Raw genomic sequence first — 26260 nt, forward strand, 5'->3', positions numbered from 1 at the left:
ATGTCGACCGTGGTTGATCCTCGCTTCGAGGCCGATCAGCACCGGCTGGCCGGCCGTCACCTGGTCACCAGCGTCACCGCCCAGGACGAGATCGTGCGCGGCCACCTCGTGCACGGCACGCCCGTCCTGCCGGGCGTCTTCTTCCTCGACCTGGTCCTGAGGCTCCTGCGGCACGCAGGCGTGGACCCGGCCGCGGCCGAACTGCGACGCTGCCTGTTCATCGCACCCGTGGTGGCCGCCGGGGACCGGGACCGGCAACTGCAGATAGCCGTGGACTCCCCGTCCCCGCAGGGTGTGCTGCCGGTGACCGTGCGCAGCAGGCCCGTGAGCGCGGGAGTCGTCCTCGACGAGGCATGGGAGACCAACTTCCAGGCGGAGATCCGTCTTTCCGCACCCGAGCCAGCCGGGCACGTCGACACCGAGCGGCTCAAGGCCGCGGCCGACCAGACCTACGACGCCGACGCGCTGTACGCCTTCGCTCGCCAAGTGGACATCCACCACCGGGACTTCATGAAGGTGGACGGCACCGTCTACCGCGGCGACGGCTACTCCCTCGGGGACGTCAGGCTCGGCCCCGACGCCCAGGAGTACCTGGACCACTTCCACATCCACCCGGTCACCCTGGACTTCTCCACCCTGGTGCCCTTCCTCCAGTTCGAGCCCACGCAGCGCGAACAGGCCGCGCGCCCCTTCATCCCGATCTACATCGAGTCCTTCCGCGCCTACGCCCCGCTCGGCGCCGCGGCGCAGGTGTACGTGCCGCGCGTGGAACAGCGCGAGCTGGATGCCGAGACCGTCACCGCGGACCTGCACATCTGCCACCCGGACGGCAGCGTCGTCGCCCGCATCGCCGGGTTCCGCGCCAAGCGCGTGCGCAGCGCCGACCTCATCACCCGGCTCGCCGAAGGCGCCGCGGCCCCCGTGCAGATCCCGCCCGCGCCGCGCCCGCCGAGGCCGGCCGAACCGCCGGTCGCCGAAGGACAGCGCACCTTGGAGACGGCCATCAGCGACCTCGTGGCCGAGGCGCTGGGCAGCGGGGACGCACCGATGGACCAGGACCGGGGCTTCTACGACCTCGGTCTGGACTCGGTGAACCTGCTCACGATCGCCGTATCGCTGGAGAAGCTGCTCGGCACCGAGCTGTACCCGACCCTGCTGTTCGAGTACCCCACCGTGAACAGCCTCGCCGCCCACCTGCGGGGCCAGGGACACACGCTGCCCGGCGGCACGCCCGCCCCCCAGGAACCGGTCGCCGCGCAGAGCACCGCCCCGCGGGCCGAGGCCCAGGGGGCACACCGGCCGGAACCGGCGCCGCACGCCCACGACGAGCCGATCGCCGTGGTGGGCCTCGCCGGACGCTACCCGGGAGCCGCCGACATCCGGGAGTTCTGGCAGGTGCTGCAGGACGGCCGCGACTGTGTGACCGAGGTACCGCCCGCACGCTGGGACCACACCCCCTGGTTCGCCCCCGGCCGGCACATCAGCGGCAAGACCCACGGCAAGTGGGGCGGATTCCTCGACGGCGTCGAGGACTTCGACCCGCTCTTCTTCAACATCTCCCCGCGCCAGGCCGAGTTGATGGACCCGCACGAACGGCTCTTCCTGGAGACCGCCTGGCAGACCGTCGAGGACGCCGGATACACCCCCGAGCAACTGGTCGGGCAGACCGGCGGCGCGGTCGGTGTCTTCGCGGGCGTCATGTGGAACGACTATCAGCTGCACGCCCTGGAGCAACTCGCCCGCGACAACCCGCAGATCGTCGCCTCCACCTTCTCGCTGATCACCAGCCGGGTCTCCTACGCCTTCGACTTCCGCGGCCCCAGTGTCTCCCTGGACACCGCCTGCTCGTCCTCGCTGACCACCATCCACCTGGCCTGCGAGGCGATCCGGCGCGGCGAGTGCCAGGCGGCCCTCGCCGGCGGAGTCAACCTCTCCCTGCACCCCTTCAAGTACCTGCGACTGGCGGAGAACAACCTGCTCTCCACCGACGGCCGTTGCCGTGTGTTCGGCGAGGGCGCCGACGGCTACGTGCCCGGCGAGGGGGTCGGCGCCGTGCTGCTGCGCCCGCTGTCCGAGGCCCAGGCGGCCGGCGACCACATCTACGGCGTCATCCGTGGCTCGGCCGTCCAGCACTCCGGCCGTACCAGCGGCTTCGCCGTGCCCAGCCCGGACGCGCAGGGCCGGGTGGTGCTGGAGGCGCTGCGCCGCGCCGACGTCGACGTGGAGACCATCACCAGCATCGAGGCGCACGGCGCCGGCACCACGCTCGGCGACCAGATCGAAATCGCCTCGCTCACCAAGGCCTACCGCCGCTCCACCGACCGGCGCGGCTTCTGCGCGGTCGGCTCGCTCAAGTCCAACGTCGGCCACCTGGAAGCCGCCGCGGGCATCGCGGCCCTCACCAAGGTGCTGCTGTCGATGCGGCACGGCACCATCGTGCCCACCCTGCACACCGAGCGGCTCAACCAGGAGATCCCCTTCGACGACAGCCCGTTCTACGTGGCACGGGAACGGCGTGACTGGCCCCGGGTCGTCGACCCGCGCACCGGACAGACGGCGCCGCGCCGCGCCGGGATCAGTGCCTTCGGCTTCGGCGGGGCCAATGTCCACATGGTGCTGGAGGAGTACCAGGACGGCGGCGGCGTGCGGTCCGACAGCACGACCGGACCCCAGGTCGTCCCCCTGTCCGCCCGTACCCCTGACGCGCTGCGGGTCCAGGCGGACCGGCTGCGCCGGTTCCTGAGCGAGGATCCGGACCTGCCCTTCGCCGATGTCGCCCACACGCTGCGCACCGGCCGCCGCGCCCTGGAGCACCGGCTCGCCGTGGTGGCCCACGACAGCGCGGAGCTGGTGGACCTGCTCACCGCATACGGTGCCGGACAGGCGGATCCGGCACGGGTGTTCACGGGCCGCGCCGGACGTGACGGCGGTGGCCGCGCGGACGGCACCGACCAGGCCCGCACCGCCGCGGCCTGGGTTCGCGGCGCGGAGACCGACTGGGCGACGCGCAGCGGACGCCGTGTGCCGCTGCCGACCTATCCCTTCGAGCGCAAGCGGTGCTGGATCCCGATGACCGACGCCGCTGCCTCGGGCCCGGCGTCCGGCGGGGCCCGGGCCGTGGCGGACGCGCCGGGCCCGATGGTCATCTCGTCCGACCCGTCGGCGGACAGCGACGGCGGCCTGGTCGGCGGGGAGCCGAACGTTCGCACCGAGGTGCCTGTTACGGCGGTGATGGCCGCGGCTCCTGCCGCACCCCGCTCCGCTCCCACCGCCGTACCGGACGGCCTGCTCGTCTACGAACCGGTATGGGCGCCGCGGGACCTCGAGGGCGGCACGCTGCCCGACGGCGTTGTGCTGGTGCTGGACGATGACGCCCGACGGGTGGCCGAACTGCGCCGCCGGGTAGCGGGCCGGGTCGTCGCGGTGCGCTCGGGGACGGCGTTCACCCGCACGGGCGCCGACGAGTTCACCGTCGATCCGGCCGCCGAGCAGGACCACCGAGCGGTCGCCCACGCGCTGCGCGCCGAGGGCGTCGATCCGGCGGCGGTCCTGAACCTGTGGCCCCTGGCCGCGGTGCTCGGCCCGGCGGCGGCGCGCGACAGCGCCTTCGCCCTGGCGCGCGCCTGGCTGACCTCGTGCACGGCGACCGTCCCGGTGGTCTACGCCTACGCCTCGGACGCCGTGAACCCCGACCACGCGGCCGTCGGCGGCCTGGCACGTGGTGTGCGGCGCGAACAACCCAAGCTGGCGCTGAAGACGGTGTGCCTGGAGACGGCCCTCGACGTCAAGGAGCAGTGCCGGGCCGTGCTCGCCGAGGCCGCGGCCTGGCAGGACATCGAGGTACGGGTCCGTCGGACAGGACGCGAAGTGCTCGGCTTCCGGCGGGTGACGACCGCGGCCTCGGCGGATGTCCCGCTGGCCCGCGACGGCGGCACCTATCTGATCACCGGAGGCGCCGGCGGCCTGGGCCGGCTGGTGGCCCGCCGACTGGCCGAGCGGGCACGCGTACGGATCGCCCTTGTCGGCCGGTCCGGGCACGGTGCGGAGCAGTCCGCGGCCGTCGCCGAACTCTCCGCGCTGGGCGCCCAAGCCCGCTACTACCCCTGCGACGTGACCGACCGTGCCGCCGTGGCGGACACCGTGTCGGCCGTCGTCGCCGACCTGGGCCCGCTCACCGGCGTCCTGCACGCCGCCGGAGTGGTCGAGGACGGGCTGCTGCTCCGCAAGGACATCACGGGCATCCGCCGGGTCACCGCGCCCAAGATCCTCGGCACCCGCCTGCTGGACGAGGCCACCCGGGAGGCCCGCCTCGACTACTTCCTGCTGTTCTCCTCCACCACCTCGGTGCTGGGCACCATCGGCACCACCGACTACACCACCGGAAACCGTTACCTGGACGCCTTCGCCCATCATCGTCAGGACCTGCGGGGCCGCGGCGAACGGTACGGCCGCACGCTGTCCGTCAACTGGCCCCTGTGGGCGGACGGCGGCATGCGGATCAACCCCGCCGTGGAGCAGCCGGTGCTGGAGGTCAACGGCCTCGAACCGCTCAGCACGACCGACGGTCTGGCGGCGCTGGAGTTCGCCCTCGGACATCCCGCCGCCCAACTCGCCGTGTTCCGCGGGGACGTACAGCGCCTGGAGCATCGGCTCACCCTCCACCCCGAGGCCCCGTCCGCCGCGCGCCCCGCTGTGGACGCCGACGCGCTCTGCCGTGAGCTGGCGGACATCTTCGCGGAGGTGCTGAAGGTCCCGGTCGAGGACCTGGACCCGGAGGAGGACCTCAGCGACTACGGGGTGGACTCGATCGCCGCCATGCGCGTCCTCGACGTCGTCGAACAGCGCTACGGCACCGCCGTCGTCCCCTCCGTGGTGGCCCGGCGCCGCACCCTGCGCGCGCTGGCCGATCACTTGGCCGGTGAACTCCCGGCGACGGCAGGCGACCCGGTCACGGAACCGGACACGCCCAGCCCGGCTCCGGAACCGGCTGCGACGCCCCGTCCCGCGCCGGCGCCCGTAGGGCCCGGGGACGTCGGCGGGCGGCGGGCCGCGTCCGGGCGGATCGCGGTCGTGGCCGCGGCGGTTCGCGTGCCGGGTGCCGCCTCCGTCGAGGAGTTCTGGCAGAACCTCGTGCGGGGTATCCACTCCGTCTCCCGTACGCCGGCCGACCGGTGGTCGCCGGACTGGTTCGACAGGGCCGATCCGGACGTCGTCGAGGCTGCCCGGTGGGGTGGGTTCATCGAGGGGATCGACCGGTTCGACGCGGAGTTCTTCGGCATCAGCGAGCAGGACGCGGCCTGGATGGACCCGCAGCAGCGGCTCTCCCTGGAACTGGCGCAGGAACTGCTCGACCGGGCCGGATACGCGCGCAAGGAGCTCGCCGGGGAACGTGTCGGTGTCTTCCTCGGCGTCGGTGCCAACGACTACGTCCGCCGCAACTGCATCGGTGGCCCGCCCACCACTCCGCAACTGCTGGTCAGCGCCCTGCCCAATATGGTGGCGACCCAGATCAGCCACGTGTTCGACTTCCGTGGCCCGTCGCTGGCCGTGGACACGGCCTGCTCGTCCTCGCTGGTCGCCGTCCACCAGGCGGTACAGAGCCTGCTCGCCGGTGAGTGCGACCACGCCGTCGCCGGCGGCTGCGAACTGCTGCTCGATCCCTTCGTCTACCTCGGCCTCGGCCGTGCGGGGGTGCTCTCGCGGGACGGCCACAGCCGGGTGTTCGACCGGGAGGCGACCGGCACGGTGCCGGGGGAGGGGCTCGGGATGGTGCTCCTGAAGACCGAGGAGCAGGCCCTGCGCGACGGTGACCAGGTGCTCGCCACCCTGGTCGCCTCCGCCGCGAACAACGACGGCCGCACCCTCGGCCTGACCGCGCCCAGCCACGAGGCACAGACGGAACTGCTGCGCACCGCACTGCGGGCGGCCCGCATCGACGCGCCCGCGATCGGATACCTGGAGGTCAACGGTTCGGCCAGCCGGTTCGGCGACCCGATCGAGATCCACGCTGCCGCCGAGGTCTACCGCGCGCTCGGCAGCGACAGCCAGCACTGCGCCGTCGGCTCGGTGAAATCCAATCTGGGCGCGCTGCTGCACGCCGGCGGCATCGCCTCCCTGGTGAAGACGGTGCTCGCGGTCCAGCACGGCTATCTGCCCGCGACCCTGCACTGCGCCGAGCCGCACCCCCGGCTCGGCTTCGAACGCACCCCCTTCTACCCCGTCACCTCCGGTCGCCCCTGGCCGGAGGCGACCGGGAGCCCGCGTCGCGCGGCGGTCTCCTCGTTCGGGTTCGGCGGCACCAACTGCCACGTGGTGCTGGAACAGGCCCCAGAAGGGCACACCCCGCGCCGCACCCCGCTCGCGCTCACCCGCTTCGACCGCAGGCGCCGGTGGATCACCGCCGGCGCGGGCAGCCCCGGCAGCGACCTGCCGCCGGCCAGCGGCCCTCGCTCGTACGGCGAACCGCCTGCGGCACGCATCGACCCGGACACCGCCACGGCCGCGGAGGCCACCCCCATGACTACGGGCGATCCCGTGCTCGACGCCGTCACCGACCACCTCGACGAGCTCGTCCGCGAACGACTGGGCACCCCGGTCCCGCCCGACCGGGCCGGCTTTCTCGACCTCGGGCTCACCTCGGCCGACCTGATGGCCCTCAACGACCGTATCGAGAGCGACCTCGGCTGCTCGCTCGTACCGACCGTCTTCTTCCGCCACCCCGACGTGCCACGGCTGGCCGCCCACCTGCGCGCGGAGTTCCCCGAGCAGACCGCCCGCCTCGCCCAGGCCGCCCCGCACCGGCAGGCGCCAGAACCGGTGGTCGCGCTACCGGTGCAAGCGTCAACCGCGGCACAGGCGAGCCCGGCGCGGCCCGTCGACCGTCCGTCCGAGGGAGCCATCGCCGTCATCGGCATGGCCGGGCGTTTCCCCGGCGCCCATGACACCGCCACGCTCTGGCAGCGTCTGCTGAACGGCGACGATCTCGTCACCGATGTACCGGCGGACCGCTGGGACCACCGGACGGTGTACGACCCGCAGGGCGGGGACGGTCGTACCGACTGCCCGCGCGGCGGATTCGTCGCCGACGCCGACAGCTTCGACGCCGCGCTGTTCGGCATGTCCCGTGACGAGGCGCAGACCATGGACCCGCAGACCCGGCTGCTGCTGGAGGTGCTGTGGGAGACCGCCGAGGACGCGGCGGTCGCCGGCCGGCTGCGCGGCTCCGACACCGGTGTGTTCGTCGGCCGTTCCTTCCGCGACTACGAGGAGGAGATGATCCGCGCCGGCCACGCCGAGGGCCCGTACGCGCCGATCGGCACGGCGGTCTCCATGTCCGCCAACCGGCCCTCGCACTTCTTCGACCTCACCGGCCCGAGCCTGACCGTCGACACCGCGTGCTCCGGCTCGCTGTACGCCGTCCACCTCGCGGTGAACGCGCTGCGGCGCGGTGAGTGCAGGATGGCCCTCGCCGCCGGAACCAACCTCATCCTCACGCCCCGCCACTACACCCAGCTGTCCGCGATCGGCGCCCTGTCGCCGAGCGGCGCCTGCCACGCCTTCGACGAGCGCGCCGACGGCTACGCGCCCGCCGAGGCGGTCGCCGCCGTCCTGCTCAAACCGCTCGCGGACGCCCTCCGCGACGGGGATCCGGTGCACGCCGTGATCCGGGGCAGTGCCGTCAACCACGGCGGCCGGGCCGGCTCCGTCACCGCACCCAACCCGGCCCGCCAGACGGCCCTGTTGCGCGCCGCCTGGGCCGACGCGGGCATCAGCCCCGACACCCTCGGATACCTCGAGGCCCACGGCACCGGGACCAAGCTCGGCGACCCCGTGGAGGTCGACGGCCTCACCGCCGCCTTCGCCGAACACACCTCCCGTACCGGCTTCTGCGTCCTGGGCACCGCCAAGGCGCACCTCGGCCACACCGAGGCGGCCGCCGGCCTGACCGGGCTCGTCAAGGCGGCACTCACCGTCCGGCACGGCGTCCTGCCCGCCATGCCCGACTACGCGCGCCCCAACGCCTACTGCACGCTCGACGGCGGGCCGCTGCGCGTCAACCGGGCCACCGAGCCGTGGGAAACGGCCGCCGGAACGCCGCGCCGGGCCGGAGTCAGCTCCTTCGGCTTCGGCGGGGCCTACGCCCACGTCGTGCTGGAGCAGGCCCCGCAGGCACCGGAGCGCCGACTGGCGACCGAAGGCCCGATGGTGTTCCCGTACTCCGCCGCGGACGACGACCGGCTGCGGGAGGTGATAGCCCGTCAGCGCGGCTTCGTCGCCGACTCGGACGCACCGCTCGACTCGATCGCCGCGACACTCCAGCACGGCCGCTTCCCGCTCCCGGCCCGGGCCGCCGTGGTCGCCGCCGACCGGCGCGCACTCCTGCGCGGCCTGGACGAACTGCTCGCTGCGGCACTGACGGGTGACCGGGTCCGGCTCGTGGGCGCCGAGGCGGCGTCCGCCGCCGCGGGGGCCGCGCGCCGCTGGACGGACGGCACCACCGACGCCTGGCCGCAACTGCCGGAGGCGGAAGCCCGACGCGTGTCCCTGCCCACGTACCCGTTCGCCCGCGAACGCCATGGACTGACCGCGCCACCGGCCACGCCCGAACGCACACCCGCTCCGGGCGCCGGACCGGTCACGAGCACTGCACCGGGCTCCGGGCGTGCCGTCACCACCGTGCCTGCGGGGCGCGGCACGCCCGACACCACGTCCGAGCCCGTGCCGCTCCCAACGCGGGCCGCCACGCCCGGCACCGCCCTCGGGGCGGACTCACCCGCCGCCGCGGCGGAACGGGCCGCCGACGCCTGGCTGCGCGACGCCGCCTACGACGGCCGGCAGATCGCCGCGGCCCTGCGGGGGCTCGGGGTCACCGCCGGCCGGATGCTCGACGCCGACCTGCGAGCCCGGCTGGGTCGTGACCCGCTGGCGCCCGGGGCACTGGACTCGCTGGCCGCGGACCCGTCGTACGAGCGGCTGACCCGCGTGATCGAGGGCGTGCTGCGTCGCAGCAGGGCCGCGGATCCGAGCCCGTTCGCGGCGGGGGAGTTGGACGCCCTCCTCGTCCGGCACCCCGAACTCTCCGCCCACGTACGCCTGGTGGCCGAGTGCCTGCCCGCGCTGCCGGATGTGCTGGCGGGCAGGGTCGACCCTCTGGAGCTGTATTTCTCCGGCGATCATCCGGACGTCCTGGCGGACATCTACCGGGGCAACGCCATCGCCGACCATTACAACGAACTCGTCGCCCGCGCCGTCCACGGCTTCGCCGCCGCACGGCTGGCCGCCCACCCCGGCCGGCCGGTGCGGATCGTCGAGGCGGGCGCGGGGACCGGAGGCACCACCGACCGTGTCCTTCAGCTCCTGGCGACCCTCGGCCCGGACGCCGCGCGCGTCGACTACCGCTACACCGACATCTCGGCTTCCTTCTTCCGCGCCGCCGAGCGCGAGTTCGGCGGCCGCGGGGTGCCGCTCCGCTTCGACGTGCTGGACCTGGAGGCCGATCCTGCGGCGCAGGGCTTCGCACCCGGCTGTGCGGACCTGGTCCTCGCCGCCAACGTCGTGCACGCCACCCGGCGCGTCTCCCGCAGCCTGGGCCGACTGCGCGGCCTATTGGCCGACGGCGGAGCGCTGGTGCTCAACGAGGTCACCTGCAATCTCGACTACCTGGCCCTGATGTTCGGGATGATCCCGGGCTGGTGGGCCTTCGAGGAGCCGGCCGAACGCCTGCCCGGCGCACCGCTCCTCGACGTCCCTCGCTGGCGCACGGCACTGCACACGGCGGGATTCGCGGGCGTGCGTGCGCTCGGCGCCGCCGGGCTGCCGGAGGACGAACTCGACCAGTCCGTGCTGCTGGCGGCGGCCACCGGGCCGCTACCCACCCCGGCCACGGACGGGGCGGCGGCCGCCGCACCGACCTCGGCGACTTCGGCGAGCGAGCCCATGACCGCCGCGACGGTGTCCGTGTCCGGGTCCGCCCACGGCGCGGCATCCTCGGACGGCCTGCCCGACCATCTCGCGGGCGTCTTCGCCGAATTCCTGCGCGTACCCCTCGCCGACATGGACCCCGCCGCGACCTTCGACCGCTACGGACTGGACTCCCTCGGCGCGATCCAGCTCGTGCGCAGGCTGGAGCAGGACTTCGGCCCGCTGCCCAAGGTGCTGCTCTACGAATGCACCACGCTCGACGCCGTAGCCCGCTACCTGGGCGAGCACGCCCCCGACGCCTGTGCCCGCTTCACGGTCGCCGTGCCGGACACCCCCGCACCGCAGCCGCAGCAGCGGGACGAGGAAGCGGCGGTCACCGACGACCCGGTGGTCATCGTCGGCCTGTCCGCCCGCTTTCCCGGCTCACCCGACCTGGACACGCTGTGGCGCAATCTCCACGACGGCGCCGACCTGGTCACCGAGATCCCCGCCGAACGGTTCGACTGGCGGCGTATCTACGGCGACCCGGTGCGCACCCCCGGCCGCACCAACAGCAAATGGGGCGCCTTCATCGACGGCGTCGCCGAGTTCGACGCCGGGTTCTTCGGCATCTCCCCGCTCGAGGCCGACCTGATGGACCCGCAGCAGCGGCTGTTCCTGCAGGCGGCCTGGGCGGCGGTGGAGGACGCCGGGCACAGTCCCGCGACGCTGCGCGGCACCCGCACCGGCGTGTTCGTCGGGGCCACCTCGCACGACTACGACGGCCATCTCACCGCACTCGGCCGCGACCGCGAGGCGCACTCCAGCAGCGGCCTCGCCCACTGCATCATCGCCAACCGCGTCTCGTACCTCATGGATCTGCGCGGGCCGAGCCAGTCCGTCGACACCGCCTGCTCCAGCTCCCTGTTCGCGTTCCACGCCGCCGTCCAGGCCATCCGCGGCGGCGACTGCGACCAGGCCATCGCGGGCGGCGTGCACCTGCTGCTCACCGAGCCGCTCTACGTCGCGCTCGGCCAGACCGGCATGCTGTCGCCCACCGGCCGCTGCCGCACCTTCGACGAGTCCGCCGACGGATTCGTGCGCGGCGAGGGCGTGGCCGCCGTGCTGCTCAAGCCGCTGAGCCGGGCCCTCGCCGACGGCGACACCGTGCACGCGGTCGTCCGGGGCAGCGGCACCGGACACGGCGGTCATGTGCAGTCCCTCACCGTGCCCAACCCGGCCGCCCAGGCCGGTCTGATCTCCTCCGTGCTGCGCGGCGCCGGCGTCGACCCCCGCACGGTCAGCTACGTGGAGGCGCACGGCACCGGCACCGTGGTCGGCGACCCGATCGAGGTACGGGGACTGCGGCTGGCCTTCGCCGAACTCACCGGTGAGCACGGCGAGGTGAGCGAACCCTGGTGCGGCCTGGGCACCATCAAGTCCAACATGGGCCACCTGGAGGCGGCGGCCGGCATCGCGGGTCTGGTGAAGGTCGTCCTGGCGATGCGGCACGGCGTCCTGCCCGCCAGCATCCACTACCAACGGCCCAACCCCCTGCTGGAGCTGGAGGGCAGCCCCTTCCGCATCGTGGGCGCCACCGGGCCCTGGGACCGGCTCAAGGACGCCTCCGGCCGGGACGTCCCGCGCCGGGCGGGCATCAGCTCGATGGGCTTCGGCGGCGGCAACGCCCACGTCCTGCTGGAGGAACCGCCCCCGCGCGAGCCCGACTCCAGTACTGCGCACGGCCCGCGGCTCATCGTGCTCTCCGCACGTGACGAGGACCGGCTGCGGGCGGCGGCCCGGCGTCTGTTCGAGCACCTGGACGGCCACCAAGTCCCGCTGGACGACTTGGCGTTCACCCTCCAGGAGGGCCGTGACGCGATGACGGTCCGGCTGGCTCTGGTCGCCGCCGATCAGGACGGACTGCGCGAGCAGCTCGACGCCTACCTCTACGGCAGGCCCGGCCGGTACGTCACCGGCACGGCCGGCACCGGCGGTACGGCGCCGGCGGGGCCCGTGCCGACGGACCTGCTGGAGTGGGGCCGGGCCTGGACGGCCGGCGCCGACATCACCTGGTCCGTGTTGCGGGCGCCCGGCATCACCCCCCGCCGGATCTCCCTTCCCGCCTACCCCTTCGCACCGGAACGCCACTGGGCGGACCCTGAGCCCGGCGGTTCCCCGAGCACCGGGCCCACCGTGAGCCACGAGCCCGCGGCGGCCGACACACGGCTGCAGGACGTCCTGGAGGCCCTGCAGCGCGGCGAGTTGACGGTCGACGAGGTCGACCGGCTGATGGCCACGAGTGAGAACGGATCCCACGCATGAGCCCCGACTCCGCATCCCCGCAGGGAGGTTCCCTGCGCCGGAGCATCCTCGCCCGGGTCGACACGGGCGACCTCACGCCCGCCGAAGCCGTCGAACTGCTCAAGACCGACGGACACCGCCTCGCCCTGTTCCGCTCCCGGTGGTCGCCCAGGCCCGCGCCTGCGGCATCACGGCCCGTGTCGCCCCGGGGGCTGGCGGTGGTGGCGACCGACACGCGGTCCCTCGCCGCCGCACCGGCCGGAGCGCTCCGTATCGCTCTCGGCCCGGTGGACGAGCTCCCCGAGGACGCCGTACACCTGGCCGACCGGGCCGACACCTCGGCGTGGGCGGCGCTGTGGGCGCGGCGCCGGACCTCGGGCGACCCCGTACGCCAGGTCGTGTTCCTGGTCGACGTGGCCGCCGAGGAGGCGGAGTACGCGCTGGACCCGCTCTTCGCGGCCGTGCGGGCGTGGATCGCCGACCGGCAGGGCGGACCGCTGGACCTCGCCTGCGTGGTCGCCGGGCCCGGCCGCGAAGCGGTGGCCGCGGCCCTGGGCGGGTTCTGTCAGATCGCGGGCTTCGAGGACCGGCGCGTTCGCGCCGTCGCCATCGAGGCCCCGGACCTTCCCGCGGGCTGGGCCGGGGCCGAGGACGCCGTCCGCCTCGCACTCGACGAACTCGCCCTGGCCCGGCCGGGATCCGCGCAGCTGCGCCGCGACCGGACGGGAAGCGGCCTGCGCGACATCGAACCCGTCGACGCACCGCGGGCCGACCGGCCGGTGTTCCGGCGTGGCGGCAGCTATCTGATCACCGGTGGCGCGGGCGGTATCGCGTTGCGCCTGGCCGAACTGCTCGCCTCCCGCCACGGCGCCCGCTTCGTGCTGATGGGCCGCTCCGAGTTCGGCGAGCGGCAGCGCGCCGCCTGCGAGCGCATCGCCGAACTCGGCGGACAGGCCCGCTACATCAGCGGCGACGTCCGCACACCCGCCGATGTCGAGGCCGCCGTCCACCTGGCCGTGCGGGAGTTCGGCGGCTTGCACGGTGTGCTGCACTCGGCGGGCATCAACAACGACACGTACGTGGTCAACAAGGACCCCCGTGACGTCGTCGCCGTGACCGGCCCCAAACTCTCCGGCGCCCGCAACCTCGACCTGGCCACCGCCGACCTGCCACTGGACTTCTTCGCGCTGTTCTCCTCCACGGCCGCTTATCTGTGCATGGCCGGGCAGAGCGACTACGCCGCCGCCAACCGGGGCCTGGGCGGGTTCGCCGAGACCCGCGAGGCGCTGGTGGCGCGGGGCGGCCGCAGCGGACGAACCGTGTCCGTGTGCTGGCCGCTGTGGAGCGGCGGCGGCATGGATCTGGAGGCGAGCGACAAGCGGGTCCTGCGGGAACTGCAGGGCATGGTCGCCATGCCCGCGGCCGAGGGCCTGACCGCGCTGGAGGCGGCCCTGCGGGGCGAAGGACCTGAGTGGCTCGTCGTCTACGGCGACGGGCGGCGTGCCGCGGACTTCATCGCGGGGCGCATGGCGGACCGGACCGATGACACCAGCGTTGCGGTCGAACAGCCCTACAGCACGGCCGACTTGACCACCGCCGTCGAGCAGTGGCTGCTCGGGCTGGTGTCGGACACGGTCCGGCTGCCCGCCGGACGGCTGCGCCGCGACCAGGAGTTCGCCACCATCGGCGTGGACTCCATCCTGATCCGCAAGCTCACCACCGTCCTCGAGGACGAACTGGGCCCGCAGCCCGTCACCCTCTTCTTCGAGTACCGCAACGTGGCCGAACTGGCAGCCCAGTTGGTCCGCACGCATCGAGCCGAGCTGGCCCGTCGGCTCACCACGCCCGTGCCGGACGAGAAGACTCCGACTCCGGCTCCCGTCGCTGCGGCGCCCGAGCGTGCGCCGGCGTCGGACGCCATCGCCGTGATCGGCCTGGCGGGGCGCTATCCCGGCGGTGAGGACCTGGAGGAGTTCTGGCGATCCCTGTCCGAGGGCCGTGACTGCGTCGGCCCGATCCCCGAGGACCGCTGGGACCACGCGACCTACCACTCACCGGGAGGCCGTCGTCCGGGCCTGGCGTACGGTTCCGACGGTGGCTTCCTGCGTGACGTGGCCCGCTTCGACGCCGCCTACTTCAGCATCTCCCCGCGTGAGGCCGAACGCAGCGACCCCAAGGAACGGCTGTTCCTGGAAGTCGCCGCGAGCGCCCTGCAGGACGCCGGGTACTCCCGGAGCCTGATCCAGGCGCGCACCCGGGATGCCCGCGGCCGGCACGCCATCGGGGTGTTCGTCGGCGTCACCGGCTCCTCGTACGGGTTGCTGGGCGCGGAGGAGTGGGGCCGAGGCAACCGTGTGATCGCTCCCGCGATGGACTTCTCGGCGGCCAACCGGCTGTCGTACTGGCTCGACGCGCACGGGCCGAGCATGGTCGTGGACACCGCCTGCTCCGCCTCGCTCACCGCGCTGCACCTGGCCTGCGAGAGCCTCAGGTCGGGGGAGAGCCGGATCGCCGTCGCCGGTGGTGTCTGCGTCAACGTCCACCCCAGCAAGTGGGTCGTCCTCTCCGAACTGCGGATGCTCGCACCCGGCGGACGCTGCCGTGCCTTCGGCGCGGGCGGCGATGGATTCGTGCCCGGCGAGGGTGTGGGGGCCGTGGTCCTCAAGCCGCTGTCCGCCGCGATCGCGGACGGGGACCCGATCCGCGGCGTGATCCGCGGCACCGCCGTCAACCATGGCGGCCGCACCAACGGCTACACCGTGCCCAGCCCGAAGGCACAGGGCTGGGTGGTCGCCGACGCCCTGCGCGCCGCCGGCGTCGACGCCCGCGACCTCGGCTACGTCGAGGCCCATGGCACCGGCACCGCCCTCGGCGACCCGATCGAGGTGGAGGGACTGCGCCGGGCCTTCGGCGAGTACACCGAGGCCACCGGCTTCTGCGCCCTCGGCTCGGTGAAGTCCAACATCGGGCACACGGAGTCCGCGGCGGGCATCGCCGGACTCACCAAGATCCTGTTGCAGATGGAGCACGGCACCCTCGCGCCCACACTGCACTGCGCCGAGGAGAATCCGGCCCTGGACCTCTCCCGCACCCCGTTCGTGCTGCCCCGCACCGCCCGGCCCTGGCAGCCGGCCGAGGGCCGGACACGGCTGGCCGCGCTCAGCTCGTTCGGCGCGGGCGGCGCCAACGGCCATGCGGTGGTGGAGGAGTACGTGCCTGCCCCGGCCCCCGCAACAGCCCTGCCGGACGGGCCCGAGCTGATCGTCCTGTCCGCCGACACCGAGGAGCAGTTGCGGATTGCGGCCGGGCGCCTGGCCGACCGGTTGGCCCGGCCCGGCGCAGACGCACCCCCGCTCGCCTCTGTCGCCGTGACCCTGCAACAGGGCCGCGAGCACCTGGCCCACCGGCTCGCCCTCGTCGCGCACAGCGTCGCCGAGATCGCCCCCGCCTTGCGCGACCACCTCGCGGGGCGCGAGGTCCCCGGCCTGCTCACCGGGCGCGCCGATCTGGCCGCGCCGGGCGAGGAAAACCCCGACCGGCTGCGGCAGTTGGCCCGCGACGGCTCGCCCGACAGCCTCGCCCGCGCCTACACGGCCGGCGCCGACATCCCCTGGGAGCAGGCAGACCGGCCGGGTGTGCGGCGTGTCGCACTGCCCACCTACCCGTTCGCGGGTGGACGCCACTGGATCCGTACGACCGCTGCCGCCGCCGGACCGGAGCCGGTGGCCGCGGCCACCGGGCCGGACGCGCCCGGCACGGTCACGGTCCGTCTGGATCCCTCCGACTCGCTCGTCGCCGACCATCTCGTCGACGGACGCCGGATCGTCGCGGGCGTCCTCCAACTGGAGCTCGCCCGCGCCGCCGCGGGGGCCGATGCGCCCGCGGCCCTGACGGACGTGCGGTGGCGGGTGCCGCTGGAGGTCGCCGAGGACGGCACGGACGTAACGGTCGTCCTGACCGGGGGCCCGCGAGGGACGGCGTACGAGATCACCACCGGCGACGGCGTCGCGCGGACCGTGCACAGCACGGGCACGGTGGTCACCGGGGACCAGGAGCCCGCCGACGTCCTGCCGTTGGACGCCCTTCGGGCGCGCTGCCGCGCCAGCGTTCCCGGCCACGAGTTGTACGCGCGGGCAGCCGCGGCGGGTCTCGGCTACGGGCCCTCGTACCGCGGGGTCCGCATCCTGTCGCGCGGCGACGGCGAGGCGCTGGTCGAGCTGGAGCCGGCCGGTGTCGGCGGCGCTTCGGGCACGGTGCCCGCCGGGCTGATCGACAGTGCTCTGCACGCCGTCCAGGGCATCCTGCCCGAGACACTCGCCGCACGCGCCCCCGTCCCGGCGACTGCCGGGGCCGTCCGGCTGCTCGGCGACCCCACGACCGCCCGGCACGCCCACGCCCGGCTGCTGCGCGCGGACGACACCAGCGCCCGCTGCCAGGTGGTCGTCGCCGACGTCAGCGGCCGACCGGTGCTGGTCTTCGACGACTTCACCGTCGCCGCCCGGCCCGCCGGGGACCCGGTCAGCTATCTCAGCCCCCGCTGGAGCGCGATCGAGACGCCGCCCCGCGTGGCGGGGACGCACGGCCGTGCCCTGGTGCTCACCACCCCCGACGACTTCGGACTGGGCGCACAGCTCGCCGAGCGGTTCCCGGGCGCGCTGAGCGCCGACCTGACCCGGCTCGACCCCGCCACCGACCTGCCGCGTCTGCTCGACGAGGCGGGACCCGAGCCCGATGTGTACTTCCTCGGCGGCGTCGACGCCACCCACTACAGCCACGAGGACCTGACGTACCTGGAGCGCAGCCAGCAGCACGGGGCGATCGCCCTGTTCCATCTGGCGCGCGCCCTCGCCACGGCCCGCCCGCACGGAGCCCGGCTGACCGTGGTCACCAGCGGAGTCCAGCAGATCGACCCGGCCCACCCGGCGCGCAACCCGTTCGCCGCCTCGCTGATCGGGCTCACCCGGTCTCTGGACCGGGAACTGCCGTTCCTCAGGACCGGGCTTCTCGACCTCGATCCGGACGAACTAGCCGTACCGCGCGGTGAGGTGGGCGGCGGTGCCGCGGACGCGCTCCTCGACGCGGTCACCTCGGCCGCCGCTGAGGGCCCCGTGGCCGAGCGTGCCCTGCGGGGCGGGGTCCTGCTGGAGTGCGAACTGACCGCCATGGAGCTGCCGGCCGTCCGCGAAGAGTCCCTGCCGCTGCGCAAGGGCGGCCGCTATCTCGTGCTCGGCGGAGCGGGCGGGCTCGGCTCGGTGATCGCCCGTCACCTCGCCGAGCGGTACGACGCACGTCTTTTGCTCGTCGGACGCAGGCCCGCCGACGCCCTGCCCGAGGGATACCTCGCCGGGCCGCGTCGGGCCGGCGGCGACGTGCACTACGAGAGGGCCGACGTGTCCGATCCCGAGGCCATGCGCCGGGTCATCCGGGTGGCGGACAGCCGTTTCGGTGGCGTCGACGGTGTCATCCACTCGGCGTTCGTCCTCGCGGACCGCACCCTGGAGCGGATGGACGAGCCCACGTTCCGCGCCGTCCTCGACCCCAAGGTGCGGGGAACGGCCGTACTGGAGCAGGTCCTGGCCGACCGGGAGCTGGACTTCATCGCCCTGTTCTCCTCCGCCATCTCCCACACGGCCAACCCCGGCCAGGCCAACTACGCCGCCGGATCCACCTTCCAGGACGCCTTCGGCCGCTACCTGGCCGCCCGGCTGGGCCGTCGCGTCCGCCTGTTCAACTGGGGATTCTGGGGCGAGAGCGGCTCGGTGGCCACCGATGCCTACCGGACGCGGATCAGCCGCTCCGGAGTCGAACCGCTCACCGACGAGCAGGGCCTGGCCGCGTTCCGCCGGGTCATGGCCGCCCCGGCCACCCAGGTCGCGCCGATCCGACTCACCACGCCGCCCGCCGGGGACGTACGGCGGCTCGCCCCGGTATCCGGTGCGGACCTGGCCCGTGCGGTGGGCCGTGGCGTGGCGGACACCCTGGCCGGCGCGGACGCGGAGCCGCTGCCGGGCGCCGACTACTTCGACCGTGTCGAGCGACTGGCCCGCCGGCAGATCATGGACGCACTGCGCGGCCCTGCCGGACTGCGGGCGGGGGAGCGGACCGAGCCGGACCGGCTCGCCGAACGGCTGGGAGTCGTTCCCGGTCAACGTCGCCTGTTCGAAGCCGCGTTGACCGCACTGCGCCATGGCGGCCACGTCACCGCCGAGGGCGCCGTCACGGACACCGGTGAGGACGCCGGTGCGCTGCGAGCCGAGCTGGCCGCCGTGTACCCGCACAACGTGGGGGCCCTGGAGCTGATCGGCGACTGCGCGGCGGCGCTGCCCGACGTGCTCGCCGGCCGCCGCAGCGGACTGGAGCTGCTGTTCCCCGGCGGCTCCGACCACCGCCTGGCGCCGCTGTACAGCGACGACCCGAGGTCCGCCTACTTCAACGCCGCCTGCGCGGGCGCGGTACGGGCGGCCGTGACCCGGATGCTGGACGCCGACCCCGCCGCCCGGGTGTCGGTCCTGGAGATCGGGGCCGGCACCGGCGGCACCAGCCGACCGGTACTGCGTGCGCTGTCGCCGTACGCGAACCGGATCGGCTACGACTACACGGACCTCGCCACCGGCCTGGTGCGCCGCGCGGAACAACGCCTCGGCGCCGACCACCCGTTCGCCCGCTTCCGCGTGCTGGACATCGCCGCCGATCCGGAGTCGCAGGGCTTCTCCGAGGGCGGCTGGGACGTGGTGCTCGCCGCGAACGTCCTGCACGCCACCCCCGACCTGCGGCGCACCCTCACCCACGCCCGCCGGCTGCTGCGGCCGGGCGGCGTGCTGGTGCTGAACGAGGCCACCCGCGTGCTCGACTCCGTCAACGTCGTCTTCGGGCTGACCGACGGCTGGTGGGCCTACCGGGACGGCGAACTGCGGCTGCCGCACTCACCGTTGCTCAGCCCCGGTGCCTGGCGGGCGGTGCTGGCCGCGGCAGGCTTCCGTGACATTCAGGCGTACGGTGTGCCCGGCGTGCCGGGCGCGGAGTCGGGCCAGCACATCGTGATCGCCGAACGGGACGCCTGGGCGGATGTCGGCCGGGTGAAGGCGGTCCCGGTCCCGGCACCCTCGCGGGCGCGGGCCGACACGCGGGTGACAGCCCGTCCGGCAGGCGCAGGGACGGACGATGTCCACCGCAGAGCGGTCGGCTGGCTCACCGAGGCCTTCGCCGAGAGCCTGCGCATGCAGCCTGCGGACCTGGACCCCGGTGCGCCGCTGGAGGTCTACGGCGCCGACTCGCTGATCACCATGGAGATCGCTGACCGGGTCGAACGAGAACTGGGCACGGTCACCGGCCCGTTGCCGTTCATCGGAGGGACGATCGGCTCCGTCGCGGAGGCCCTGGTCGCGTCCGGGAAGTTCACGCACGCGGCAGCCGGGAACGCCACGGAGCCCGCCCCGGCACGGGATTCGGCCGCCCTGGACGAGCCTGTCGGGGTGGCGGAGCCGACCGTGGCCGCCGGGCCCGGCGCAGTGCGACCGGCCGTCGCCTCCCCGGCACCCAGGAGCAGTCCTTTCACCACCAACGGCCGGCCCCCCGCCGCCGGCCTGGGTGCCTCCGTGGAGACGGATCCGTCCGATGCCGTGCACCGGCCGGAGCCCATGGCCATCGTCGGCCTTGCGGGCCGCTACCCCGGCGCCGACGACCTGGATGCCTTCTGGGAGAACCTCCGCAGCGGCCGCCGCATGATCGGCGACGTGCCGACGGAACGCTGGACGCCCGCCGAGCATCAGGACGCCCCAGGCCGTACCCCGCACCGCTGGGGCGGCTTCCTGGACGGCGTGGACCTGTTCGACCCGCTGTTGTTCCGCATGTCGCCCCGCGAGGCGGAACGGACGGATCCGCAGGAGCGGCTGTTCCTGCGCTGCGTATGGGAGGCACTGGAGGACGCCGGCAGCACCGCACCGCGGCTGGCCGCCCAGGCCGGCCCCGCGGGCGTCGGCGTGTTCGTCGGCGTGTCCGGGTCGCCTTACCAACAGCTCGCCCTCGAACGCTGGGGCCGAGGGCACCGGGAGGCGCCCCCCTCAGGGCCCTGGTCGGTGGCGAACCGGGTCTCGCACGTGTTCGGGTTCGGCGGGCCCAGTCTGGCCGTGGACACCGCCTGCTCGTCGTCGCTGACCGCCCTGCACCTGGCGTGCCAGGCCCTGCGGGACGGTGACTGCGAGGCGGCCGTGGTGGGCGGGGTCAGCCTGATCCTGCACGCGTCCCACCATCTGGCCCTCTCCGCGGCGACCATGCTGTCCTCCGACGGGCGCAGTCGCGCCTTCAGCGCCGAGGCCGACGGATTCACCACGGGCGAGGGTGTCGGCGCGGTGATCCTCAAGCCCCTGCGTGCCGCCGTACGCGACGGCGACCGGGTGCACGCCGTCCTACTCGCCTCCGCAGCCAACGCCAACGGGCCCGAAGGGGCCTACGCGTCCCCCGACGGGGCCGCTCAGTCCCGTCTCCTGCGCACCGTGCTCGACCGGGCCGGACTGGACGCGCATGACATCCAGTACGTGGAGGCGGCCGCGTCCGGATCCCCGCTGTCCGATCCGCTCGAGGCGGCCGCCCTCGCCGACGTGTACGGGGCCGGCAGGCACGGCCTGCACGTGGGTTCCGTCAAGCCCGCCATCGGCCACCTGGAAGCCGCGTCCGGCATGGCGCAGCTGACCAAGGTGGTGCTCCAGATGCGGCACGGACGCCTGGCGCCGACCCTGGACTGCGATCCGGTGCGTGCGGGAGTCGAGGGGCCGGGACTGCGTCTGGTCCGCGAGGAGACCGAGTGGGCCCGGCCGGCGGGTGGCCCGCGACGGGCCGCGATCAGCGCCTTCGGTGCCGGGGGCGCCAACGCGCACCTCATCGTCGAGGAGGCGCCGCCCGCGCCACCGCGCGAGGTCGACGGCCCCGCACGCCCACAGGTGATCGTGCTCTCGGCGCACCGGGAGGAACGTCTCCTGGTCGCCGCGCGACGGCTCCGCGACCGGCTGGTGGCCGCCGGTCCCTCGCTGCCGCTGCCGGACGTGGCCCGCACCCTCCAACTGGGCCGCGCCGCGCTGCCGTACCGACTCGCCCTCGTCGCCGAGGACAACGCCACGGCCGTGGCGGCACTGACCGCCCACCTCGAGGGCCGCGGGAGGCAACACGGTGTGGTCACCGGCCGCGCGGCCCGCACCTCGTACCCCGTGCACCGGACCGACGATGCCGCGGCGCTCGCCGCCGCCTGGGTCCTGGGCGGGGACGTCGACTGGACCGAGCAGGACCGCGACCGGACACGCGCGGTCGTTTCGCTGCCCCACTACCCCTTCGCCGAGGAGCGTCACTGGATGCCCGACATACCGGCACCGCACCCGACTTCGGACATCGCCCCCGCCGCGCTACCGCGGCCCACGCCCGACACACGGGCCGCTTACGCCGTCGAACCACCCGACCGAGACCCGGCCCTTGTCCTCGCGCCCGCAGCGCTCGCGGACGCGCCGTCCACCGAGCGGGTACGCACCGCCGTCGTGGCCGCGATCGGCGAGGTGCTCGGGGTCTCGGCCCGGGACCTCGACTTCGCCGACCGGCTCAGCGACTACGGGTTCGACTCGGTGAGCGTGATGACCCTGGCCGCGCGGCTGGAGGCCGATCTCGGCGTCCCGGTCAGCCCCACGGCCCTGTACGCGGCACCGGATCTCGCGGGGCTGGTCGACCTGCTCGCCGTGCCGTCGGCGTCCTCGCCGGTGGCGCCGCAGGCCGCGCCGGGGCCCCTGGTCGACGAGCCCATCGCCCGGCTTCGCCCCGCGACCGGCGCGGAAGCGGGGAAGGTGCGCACCGGACCGGAGCCCGTGGCGATCGTCGGCATGGCCGGCGCGTTCCCCGGCAGCCCTGACCTGGAGTCCTTCTGGGGCAACCTCGTGGCGGGCCGGGATCTCGTGGGCACCGTCCCGAGCGGGCGCCCGCAGGCGAGCACGCCGGGTACGACCGGCGGATTCCTCAGCGACATCGACCACTTCGACGCCGAGTTCTTCCGCATCTCCCCGCGTGAGGCACGGCTGATGGACCCCCAGCACCGCCTCTTCCTCCAGGCGGCCTGGCACGCCATCGAGGACGCGGGGCACGACCCGCGCCGGCTCGCCGGCAGCGACACCGGAGTTTTCGCAGGTGTCGCGTCCTCGGAGTACTCCCAGTTGCTGCTGTCGCGAGGTGTGCCGGTGGACGGGCAGATGGCGACCGGCAACGAGCACAGCATGCTCGCGGGCCGTCTGTCGTTCCTGCTGGACCTGCACGGCCCCAGCGAGCCGGTGGACACCGCGTGCTCCAGCAGTCTGGTGGCCGTCCACCGGGCCGTGCGGGCCATCCAGGACGGTGACTGCTCGGCGGCCCTGGTCGGCGGCGTCAACCTGATCCTCAACACCAACGGCTTCGAGGCGTTCGGCAGTTCGGGGATGCTCGCCGGTGACGGACGCTGCAAGACCTTCGACCATCGGGCCGACGGCTACGCGCGCGGCGAGGGCGTCGGCGTGCTGTTCCTCAAGCCGCTCAGCCGGGCGGAGGCCGACGGCGACAGTGTGCACGCCGTGATCCTGGGCAGCGCGGTCAACCACGGCGGTCGGGCCACCTCCTTGACCGCGCCCAACCCGGCGGCGCAGGCGGCCGTGATCGGCTCCGCACTCCGGCGGGCCGGTGTCGGGGCCGACACCATCGGATACGTCGAGGCGCACGGCACGGGCACGCCGCTCGGCGACCCCATCGAAGTGGAGGGCCTCACCCGGGCGTTCCGCGACCACGGCTGGGACGGCTCGGGACGGCGCTGTGCCCTGGGCACGGTGAAGACCAGCGTCGGGCACCTGGAGACCGCAGCCGGCATCGCGGGTCTGATCAAGACCGTACTGGCGATGCGGCACCGCATCCTGCCGCCGCTGCTGCACCTGGAACGTCCCAACCCGCTGCTGGAACTCGAGCGCAGCCCCTTCCACCTGGTGGACGCGGCGATGCCGTGGGACCGGCACTCCATCGAGGGCCACGAACTGCCGCGCCGTGCCGGAGTCAGCTCCTTCGGCTTCGGGGGCGCCAACGCCCATGTGGTCCTGGAGGAGCACTCCGGGCGGCGGTCCGCCCCCGCCGCGAGCGGACCGCAGCTGATCGTGCTGAGCGCCCTGGACGAGGAGCGGCTCGGCGCCTACGCGGCCCGTCTCCTGGACCACACCCGACGCGTACTGATGCGGGGCACCGACGGGGACGCCGCACTGGCCGACCTGGCCTGGACCCTGCAGACGGGACGCTCCGAACTGCCCAGCCGGCTGGCGCTGGTGGTGTCCTCTCTGCCCGACCTGGCCGCGGCGCTGGAGGCCGTGGCCGACGGCACACCTCTCGACAACCTGTCCCGCGGCTGTGCCGATGCCTCGGCCGACGACCTGGCCCTGGCCGACCCGGACCCGGCCCGCCTGCTCGCCGCCGGCACGGAGGAGGGCCTACGGCGTATCGGCGCGCTGTGGGTTCGCGGCGCCCACTTCGAGTGGCCCGTGCTGCACGACGGTGGCCGCCGGCCCGTCCGCCTTCACCTGCCCGGCTATCCCTTCGCCCCCCAGCACCACTGGCAGCCCGAGACGGACGCGGAGAGTGCGGTGACGGCCCCGCTGCCCACACCTGCTGCGCCTGCGCGCACGGCAGCTCCCGTCCGCGTCGCGCCGGAGACAGCGCCGCCGCCGGTCGAGCCCCCGGCCCCGCTGCCCGCGCCTGCTGCCCCGGCACGTACGGCAGTTGCCGTCCGCGTCGCGCCGGAGACAGCGCCGCCGCCGGCGGTCGCACCACCGGCCCCGGAGCCCGTGACGACGCCACGGACACCAGCGACCGAATCGCCCGCCGACCCCGTACAGGATCTGCGTGCCATCATCGCCGAGGGCGTCGGCATGCCCGCCGAGAGCCTCGACGTCGATCGGGACTTCGCCTCGTACGGCATCGACTCCATCGCGGCGCTCCGCATCATGCAGCGCGTCCAGGCGCACTTCGGCGACGACGTCCCCATGGCCGCCATCTTCGAGTACTCCACTGTCCGCAAGCTCGCCGCACACCTGGCCGAGGACGGCCTCGCATCGGCGGCGCAGCCGCAGTCGGCACCGACCGGGGAAGCCCCGGCGGCACTGGCTGCTTCCCCTGATCAGACACCGGTCGCTGTGCCGGGTGGTGCGGAACAGCCGCTCGCAGCTGCGGCGTCGGCCGATGACTCCGGCAGCCGGACGGGGAGTGCCCGCCCACCGCATCCGTCCCCCGAGCCCCCGGCCGCTCCCAAGGTCTTCGCACTCGCCGACGCGGTAGACCCGGACGCGATCCCCGTCTTCGCCGTCCACGGCGGCACCGGTGAGCTGAGTTGGCTGACTGGCCTGGTCGACGGCCTCGCCGACGGGGGAGCCGTCCTCGGTGTCCAGGCGCCCGGGTTCGCGACCGGGGCGCCGGAGCCCGGCCTGTCGATCGGCACGCTCGGCGGCGAGTGCGCCGCGGCCATTCTGCAGACGCGGTCGGCCGGGCCGTTCCGGCTGGCCGGGCACGCCGCGGGAGCACTCGTCGCGATCGAGACGGCCCGTGCGCTGGCTCGGCAGGGGCACGAGATCGAGCGGCTCACTCTGATCGACCCCGCAGCCCCGGGCCGGGACGAGACGGGATCGGAGTCCGACCACGTGCGGGCCGCCGCCCTGGTCCTCGGCGAGGCCTGGGGAGCCCCTGACTCCTTGGCGAGGCGGCTTGCGCCGGCCCGCACCGCGGCCGAGGCCGCCCGCCTCCTGGTGGAACTGGCCGAACCGCCCATGGGTGGAGAGAAGCTGACCGCCTGGCTGGCGGCCGCGGGCGCGTGGCACGCCGCGCTCGCCCGGGCCGCGGCCACGTACGTGCCGGCGCCCCTCACCGACGCGGCCCGCACACTGATCGTGACCACCGCTCACGCCGAGCCGTCCGACTGGCAGCGCCTGATCGTGCCACCGCCCCTCGCGCTCGAACTTCCTGCCGACGCGCGCCTGTTGAGCGATGACGCCGTCGTCACCCAGCTCCGCGACGCCGATCGGGGCGCGGTGACCGGGTCCGGACCGGTTCCGGACGGCGTGTCCGAGCCGGACGCCACGCAGAAGGAGCCCGTCGAGTTCGACACCGCCGACGAGAACGAGGACGAGGACGAGGGCGCCCACCTGGTCGCCGTCAACGGCGGCGGTCGGCGCCCTGCCACCTTCTGGACCCATCACCTCTTCGGCGACGTCAGCTACTGCGTCTACCTCTCGCGCCACCTGGGCCCCGACTACCCGGTCTTCGCCCTGGAGCAAGTCGACTACCAGCTCACCTTCCGCTCCTTCGACGACATCCAGCAGATGAGCTCCGCCTATCTGGCCGCGCTGCGGGAGCGCCGGCCGCACGGCCCGTACCGGATCGGCGGTTGCTCCTTCGGCGGTGTGGTCGCCTACGAGATGACCCAGCAACTGCTGGCCGCGGGGGAGGAGGTGTCGCACCTGTACCTGGTGGACCCGCTGATGCCGGGCACCGGCGCGTGGGACGGGGTGGACGCCAGCGGGATCGAGGAGAGCGAGGGGGAGAACCTGGCCCTGATGCTGATCGGCAACTCCGCCTGCCAGTTGTGGCGGGTGGACGAGCAGATCGGCGTGGAGAAACTGCACGGCCTCACACTGGACGAGCAGTTCGCCACGATGGCCGAGCACGTCGTCGCCAACTCGCCCGCCACGCTGGCCCACGACCATGTGCTGAAGCTGATGCGCAGCAAGTGGGACGTGCTGGAACTGAACGGCAAGCTCCTGGACGGCTACCAGGCGGTCCCGTTGCGGGCCCCGGTGGACGTCACCGTCTTCCACGCGCGGCGCGGCTTCTCCGCGGAGGGCAACCCGTTCGGTATGCCGGCGATCCCCCGTACCGACGGGGACACCAGCAACGGGCTCGCCGGGTTGGTGCGGGAGCGTGATCTGACCGTCCATGTCATGGACGCCGACCACTTCACCATCGTGCTGGAGGAGAACCTCCAGCGGATCGCGGGCCTGCTGCGGCCCTCACTGGACGGGGAGTGACC

General features: G+C 74.0%; 2 protein-coding genes. Both read left to right on the plus strand.

Features of this window, described 5'->3' with window-relative positions; all coding sequences use genetic code 11:
* Window positions 1-12225 carry an SDR family NAD(P)-dependent oxidoreductase gene (locus ACIOHP_RS36235; protein WP_401894041.1) on the plus strand — a complete coding sequence of 4075 codons (12225 nt, stop codon included), beginning with the start codon at window positions 1-3 and terminating at the stop codon, window positions 12223-12225.
* Window positions 12222-26258 (plus strand): SDR family NAD(P)-dependent oxidoreductase, encoded by a 14037-nt coding sequence (locus ACIOHP_RS36240; protein ID WP_401894042.1) that lies wholly within the window; start codon window positions 12222-12224, stop codon window positions 26256-26258. Before ACIOHP_RS36235 ends, ACIOHP_RS36240 begins: the two co-directional genes overlap by 4 nt.
* The last annotated feature ends 2 nt before the right edge of the window (window positions 26259-26260 follow it).

The organism is Streptomyces sp. NPDC087859 (assembly GCF_044742595.1).
GTDB classification, from domain to species: domain Bacteria; phylum Actinomycetota; class Actinomycetes; order Streptomycetales; family Streptomycetaceae; genus Streptomyces; species Streptomyces canus_F.